The 6,916-nt window shown below is 30.8% G+C and carries 6 protein-coding genes; 4 read left to right on the top strand and 2 right to left on the bottom strand.

The genetic code is table 11. The features are described 5' to 3' along the window. Nucleotides 1-386: 386 nt before the first annotated feature. Both ABC371_RS24705 and ABC371_RS24700 read right to left on the bottom strand, forming a co-directional pair. Entirely contained in the window at nt 387-1,499 is a 1,113-nt protein-coding gene (locus ABC371_RS24705; RefSeq protein WP_412899462.1) for a site-specific integrase, read from the bottom strand. Between the two features lie 214 nt (nt 1,500-1,713). Then, complete coding sequence (locus ABC371_RS24700) at nt 1,714-2,031, bottom strand: DUF771 domain-containing protein (protein WP_412899463.1); 318 nt, start codon at nt 2,029-2,031, stop codon at nt 1,714-1,716. A gap of 387 nt (nt 2,032-2,418) precedes the next feature. Between ABC371_RS24700 and ABC371_RS24695 the strand changes: the two genes are divergently transcribed. The 4 genes from ABC371_RS24695 (at nt 2,419) to ABC371_RS24680 (ending at nt 6,687) form a co-directional block, all read left to right on the top strand. After that, entirely contained in the window at nt 2,419-3,480 is a 1,062-nt protein-coding gene (locus ABC371_RS24695; RefSeq protein ID WP_412899461.1) for an AP2/ERF family transcription factor, read from the top strand. A gap of 541 nt (nt 3,481-4,021) precedes the next feature. After that, on the top strand, nt 4,022-4,876 hold the full coding sequence (locus ABC371_RS24690; protein WP_412899460.1) for a tyrosine-type recombinase/integrase: 855 nt from the start codon (nt 4,022-4,024) through the stop codon (nt 4,874-4,876). 170 nt (nt 4,877-5,046) lie between these two features. Then, nucleotides 5,047-5,379 (top strand): hypothetical protein, encoded by a 333-nt coding sequence (locus ABC371_RS24685; protein ID WP_412899459.1) that lies wholly within the window; start codon nt 5,047-5,049, stop codon nt 5,377-5,379. Nucleotides 5,380-5,685: 306 nt separating this feature from the next. Beyond that, nucleotides 5,686-6,687 carry a WG repeat-containing protein gene (locus ABC371_RS24680; RefSeq protein WP_412899458.1) on the top strand — a complete coding sequence of 334 codons (1,002 nt, stop codon included), beginning with the start codon at nt 5,686-5,688 and terminating at the stop codon, nt 6,685-6,687. The last annotated feature ends 229 nt before the right edge of the window (nt 6,688-6,916 follow it).

Here is a 6,916-nt window from a genome sequence, read left to right as displayed (position 1 = left end):
GTTCAATCTAGTTCATTTAAAAGACGACAAAAAGGCCATAAATGTTGATAAATCAGCATTTATGGCCTTTTTTGTTTTTAGAGAATACGATTGAAAACGAATAGAAAAGATTTTATTTTACACACATTTTACACATAAAGTTTGTGTGAAATGTGTGGAGTTTTGATTATTTTGCGGATTTGTTAAAAGACCATATTTATATAAATTCCTCTATTTTAGTACTTAGTAATAAAGTTACAACAGTACTAAAATATGACCTCAGAAAATTTCGGGGATTATGAGGGTAAAACAATTTTACACAAATTCAAAAAGATCCTCGGCAATAATACCAAGGATCTTTAAAATTTATAAACTAGGCCAATGTGAAGTTTAAAGAAGTTATGTTTTTACACAACCATACTCTCGAAAATATCTATTGTTTCCTTTTCATCATTTTCACGTAATTCTTTAATAACGTGGGAATAATCACTTAACGTTGTATTAATGTCTGCGTGGCCTAATCGTTCACTTATATAATGAATTGAAACCTTTTTGTACAATAAAACACTTGCGTGAGTATGTCTTAAACCGTGCATAGTAATTGATTCTATACCTAGTTCAATCAATATTTTTCTCAGTAGCTTATTAGCATTCGTGTTACTAATTACTTTATACTTAGATGCCTGACTATAAAAAACTAACTGATGCAAATTATTAGCTGAAGCCAGAAAGAGTTTTTTAAACTCATTCATTGTAATTTTGTCTATTTTGATTGTTCGGTTTGATTGTTCATTTTTTGTAGGTCCAAATCCTTCCGGTGATCGTTTCATATAACCCCACGTTTTATTTATTGTGATAGTACTATCTTTAAAATTAAAATCATTACGAGTTAATCCTATTATCTCAGCAAAACGCATACCAGATACTAAGCCCAATAATATTAAATAATAACCTAAGCCTTGATCAAGGCGTTTATATAGTTCCTTTAATAACGCTTGACTTTCTTCAAAATTCAAGTGTTTTTCCTCTGGTTTTTTTTGTGGTGTTGACCACGTTAATTTTGCTTTTCTTGTAAAATTATGAGGTATAATTTGCTCTTCAACGGCATCTTGCACGCAAGCTCGAATATGTGAATTTACTTTTTCAACTGTTTCTTTAGATTTATTCTTCCCAAAATCATTTAGAAAAGCTTGATAATCGTGTCGTTTGATTTGTTGGAGTGGTTTACTACCGAAGTATGATTTAATTGCTTTTGAAGTGTACTCATAATGTAACATTGTTGTGTGGGTTATTGAGGTTGATTTATATAGATCAACCCAATTGTCGAAATACTCATCAATAGGAATTGGAACTAAGTGTGGGACTATACCTTTATTGAGCTGAGCCTCTAATTCAGTAGCAGCAACTTCGGCTTCCTTTCTTTTATTAAATCCTCCTTTTCTAATTAGTTGTGTTTTACCATTTACAGTGTGACTTATAGTATATTGCCACGTTTTCCCTCTTTTTTGGTAACTAGCCATTTGATTCCTTCCCCCTGTTTTTTTAATTACTGTGTGACTAGATATATACTGCCACTTTGGCAGTATATTGATTGGCGAGTCATTTTCATCACTTTCTATCGATTTATTTAGGAATTTTGTAATGTACTGTAATGATTTTAATTGTTAACTCCAAAATTTGTGAAAAAATAAAAAAAACATTTTAGAATATAGTGAATTAACAACAAGATTATTATTAGGAGAAAATTTGTGTGAAATTTTCATCCAAAAACTTGGCCATCTTTAATGCTTGGAATGACCAAGTTTGTCCTTTCGATTTTGGGTAGAATACAAATCCACCTTTCTCAACGTCAAGTAATTTCCGGAACTTTGAAGGATAAAGTATATTTTCTTTAATCCATTCGTTTTTTCGATTTACCCTCTTTTCGAGATCTTTCATTGACCAATAAACACCTGATAATTGAACTTGCTTTAGTTCCTGCAACTCTACTTTAGAGATGAGAATAGATTCAGGTGGAATAGGTATTTTTAAATTCACAAATAATTGCTGGATACCTTCTGTATATGTAGAGTTGTTTATAAATTCATTAGAGCTAATTGTGTTTTTATTTTTTAATGTACTTTTTGTCATTTTTTTCTCCTTTATTATTTTTAAAAGATAATAAATTTTATTGAACGAATTATATTTTATTTTTTTTGTGAAAACCAACTTTTTTAAAAAAAATGTTTAATTTTTTTATTAAATTTTAGATTATTTACTTACATAGTTCTTCCTTATTTATATTTTTTCTATTAAAAAATCAACCTTATTTATTTTTTTTTACTTAAGAAAATATGTTGGTAAAAACATAAAAAAGTATATTTGTATAATAATAGATTGGATTGGAGATGATAATTTATGACCGGTTAAGAAGCGAGAAAAGAAAGGAATTGATGAGAAATGAATATCGATAAGAATTACTTCGAGAAATTAGGAATGAAAAAATCAAGTGCACACGCAAAATTAGATCCTTTGGTTTTATTCAAGTTAGCACAGGACAATTCTATGGATTACTGCTTTAGATGCTTAGAGAATGGGAAAACAAAAGAAGAAGCAAGAATTTTATCTTTTAAAGATTGTCAAATCGATCACAAAGAAGATTGGGATGGAAGAATAAACGCAAAAGAGCTTTTCTTTGATATGGAAAACATTGCCTTAAGCCATCCGGGGTGCAATTCAAAGAGTAGTCGTACGCGATATGCTGTTGAAAGTAAAGGAATAATTAAAATAAAGAATAAGACCAGGCCATATCGTGCTAGAATCAGCATTAACGGAATTTGGGAGCGTATTGGTGATTTTTCTACTATGGATGAAGCAAAAGAAGCTTGGGATAGGAAAGCTATTGAAGTTTATGGTCAACGTGTTGTAACTCACCAAATGTTGTTGGACAATAAAATATTTGATGTTGAGTTATTAAAGAGATTTCCGAAACGTAGTGACAGAGTGTTACCACAGTTAGGGGTGTCTGATTCGTATTCCAGATCCCTTTTGCGTAGAAATTTTATCTTTTATTTAGCTCGATTGAAGAATGGTAGTATTTTAAACTGTTATCGATGTAACAAAGAAATTTGTTCCAGAGAAGAGTTCAGTCTTGAGCACATTGAAGATTGGAGAGAAGCAAGTAATCCATATCAATCTTTTTTTGACACAGAAAATATAGCTTTTAGCCATAAGAATTGTAATAGCCGTGCAGCGGCTCATAAAGCCGGGATGAGAAATAAAACTGGGGTTATAGGTGCTTTTGAAAAAGTTTTGAAGAATGGAAGCAAAAGATTTAGAATCTTTGTTTATGATCCAAGAGTAAAAAAACGCGTCCCAAAAGGAACATTTTCAAATTTATTTGAAGCAGCTTGTAATTATGATATTTGGGTTGTAAAACTGCAAGGAGACAAGGCTTTGACAAATGCTAAAGCAGGGATTATAGACAAACTAAAAAATAAAATGGATCTCTTATGGCAATGAGAAAAAAGGGTGGTCTTTATTTTAATCTCTGGATAAATTAACTTACTCTGAATTAAAAACCATACTCGGGGCAGAGTTATAATAAGTGAACAAAAAAATTAGTTATATTCGTGTTTAATAATGAAATTTATGAAAGCAGAAATTAAACAAAAAGTAAATGAGTTATTGTTGCAATAAAAAAGGACCACTAATGTATAGTGATCCTTTTTTTGTAACGAATGACGATCTTGGCCTTGATCACATTTGCTACTCTAGTCGTATCAATATTTTTCCACAAAATATAGATGATATACCTTTTAAGTATAAGTATTGGATATCTTTTCTGGGAAGTGTTGTAAGAAACTCCTAGGAAGTATTAAGTAAGAATTTAAATGGTACTTTGTTGTTATAGAGAATTGAGGAATTACAATTCAACATAAGATAAACTATGTTGACTTTATGAGGAAATTCAGTATGGTATTGGTAAACAAATTCAACATAATTTATTTGAAGGGTTTTGAAGATTTATTCAACATAGTTTATAGAAGGGAGGGATAAATGTTTGATAGATTTATTTCAAGAGTTTCTCCAGGCTGAGGGGAAAAGTGAAAATACCATTAAAGGGTATATCCAAACGGTTTCTGGGTTTCTAATTTGGTTTGATCAATCAAAGGACGTTACATTTAAGAAATTGCACCAAGAGAATATTAGGGAGTACATTTCCTTTTTAAAAACTGTGAAGAACTCCAAACCAAAAACTATAAATACTAAGTTAAATGCCTTGGCAAAATTTAATGAGTTTCTGATTGATCAGAAAGTGCAGGAAGAAATGGTTATAAAAAAGAAGGATTATGTAAAAGTACAGCAACAATACGCTTCACTTGCCAAAGTAGAATATAAAGACGTAGAAAAATTTCGACAACTGATACTAGATAGTGGAAACAAGCGAAATTATTCCATTGTCAGCTTACTTGCATATGCCGGATTAAGGATATCGGAAGCACTGAATCTCAAAATGAGCGACTTTAATGTAATATCTCGTGAAATCCTTATAATGGATGGAAAGGGGAGCAAAACAAGAACTGTTTTTATGAATGATAAAGTAAAAATGCCATTTCAATCGTGGTTAAAAGAAAGAGAAAAGCAAGGAATCGAAAACAATTTTGTCTTTGTCAGTAATCGAAACAAGCGACTAGATCGCACAACGGTTAATAAGCTTTTTAAGGATTTCAGCGGAAAAATTGGAAAAGAAATTACACCTCACGATCTCAGGCATTTTTTCTGTTCACACGCTATTAAAAGTGGATTAAGCGTTCACGAGGTTGCTAACCAGGCAGGCCACAGTAACATTCATACAACTCTTTTATACGCCAATCCAAGTAAAGAAGACCTAATAAATAAAATGAATCAACTTTAAGTAGCTTTAATAACTAGGAAGATTGTAAAAAATTATACTTAAACTAAAGGAGCAGTTTACTAAAAGAAAGAGTTTCTACAATAGTAGGAAAGCAACAAAAAATTGAAACCTTCTATCAAAAGCGAACGTAATATAAATATACTTACGAATAATAGAAAGGGGATGAAAATGTGGGCAATAGTGAAAATGTGGTTTCATTAGATGATAGAAAGGAGATAAAAGAGGGATTTCGGAAAAAGGCAGTAGATACAGCAAAAGGTATTACTGGCAAACCTACAGAAGCATTAACTGAATTAGGAAAAACCATTAGATATGGAATGAAAAAAAGAACAGATACAGTAATTCATATGTATGGAAAAGCAGAAGATAAAGACGAAAGAGATGATATTAGAAAAGATGAGCTTAAAAAAAGTTACTTCCTGTATGGTTTGACGGGTTTAGGGATGTGTTGTGCAACAGTAATTGCAAGAACTTGGATAAAGAGCAACTCAAAACTTTCTTAGATTCTTTTTCGATACTATTAAATATCAATATCAAACTCATTTAGGTTTGTAAACAAATTTACTTCAGCTAAGGGGAGCGATAGTCCAAGAAGGATTATCGCTTATTTTGTTGAAGTAATTGTACTAACGGGGCAAGTTACTTGAATAAGCAGAATTCGAATTTGTATCAAAAAGTGGAACTTATACCTCTTTCATCAAAAAAACCTTATTAAGTTAACGGGGCAGAATTATTGAATTATTAAGACTTTTTAATAAATTGCTCTTCAATTATAGTGTAATTAAATTTTCCTAGAAAGGAGCTTTATTTTGAGCTTTCTACCCTTTAAAAATTGTAATGGTAAATATGGATATCGTGACCAACAAGGGAATATTGTAATTAATCCAGAGTATAAAAAGGCAAATTCTTTTTATAATGGAGTTGCCCTTGTATTAAAAGATAAATTCTTTTTCATTAATAAAAAAAATGAACGGATTACTGAAGATTATATTTATGCAACTAACTTTACTGCTAACGGGTTGGCTTTGGTTAGAAAAGAAAATGACAATTTTTATTATATTAACACTAATGGAAAAAAAGTTATTTCTGTACCGAACCCTTATAAATCAAGACGTCTTTTAGTACCTAAACCTTTTGTGGGAAGCTATGCACCTTTATATTATGAGTATAATTATAATTTATTTATTAGTGAAAATGGAGAATTATTAAATCCCTCACTACACTTTCCGTTAAATTCAAATGAAGAATTTTTAGGGTTCTCGGATGGAATTGCTAGATTAAGGTACCAACCACGTGTTAAAAAAGGGTTACTATATAGGATTAAATATATTGATACTGATTTGAATGAAATTAGTTCCGACCACCTATTTGGATTAGATTTTAAAAATGGTGTTGCTGGTGTGTCCAATCCTGATCGTCTTCATAAAGATAAGAAAGGATTTATTGATAAAAAAGGTAATTTTGTAATAAAACCTTCTTATTATAGAGTTAACTCTTTTATAGATGAGGGGATAGCTACTGTTAAAGAGGGACCATTTAGCATTTGGAAATTTATTGATAAAAGTAATAAAACTGTACTAACCTTGCCAAAAAGCATAACAGACGTTAAGGAATATTCTGAAGGATTATGCCCTGTAAAAAGAATGGGTTTCTGGGGTTATATGGACACTAGTGGGGATATTATTATACCAGCTGAAAGTAGAGCTGTTGAACCGTTCGATAACGGTATTGCAAAGATAGTACATAAATTTGGCATAAGTTATATTAATATTGAGGGAGAAAGAGTGTCAGGTGATAAATTACCATATTAAATATTAATTAAAAAGTATTGAACTAAAGGTTGCGTTGATCCAAGAAGGATTAATGCACCTTTTTGTTGAAGTTATTCAACTAACGGGGCAGGTTAGTTAAAAAATGAAACTTTTACCTAACCTATTCCGTAAATTAAATTAAATCATTTTAAATTAGGAGGAACTGAGATTGGGTGCAACTAACAAAAATCAAAAGGAATTAAAAAAAATATGGTTAGTGATTGGTTCA

The sequence above is a fragment of the Bacillus jepli genome (assembly GCF_047238305.1).
Classification (GTDB): Bacteria; Bacillota; Bacilli; order Bacillales; family Bacillaceae_L; genus Ferdinandcohnia.
The sequence above is the reverse complement of the archived record's forward strand: the minus strand, read 5'-3'. Positions and strand labels throughout refer to the sequence as shown.

Excerpts from the sequence above, each read along its gene's own strand:
- ABC371_RS24705 (WP_412899462.1), bottom strand. The coding sequence starts at position 1,499 with ATGGCTAGTTACCAAAAAAGAGGGAAAACGTGGCAATATACTATAAGT.
- ABC371_RS24695 (WP_412899461.1), top strand. The coding sequence starts at position 2,419 with ATGAATATCGATAAGAATTACTTCGAGAAATTAGGAATGAAAAAATCA.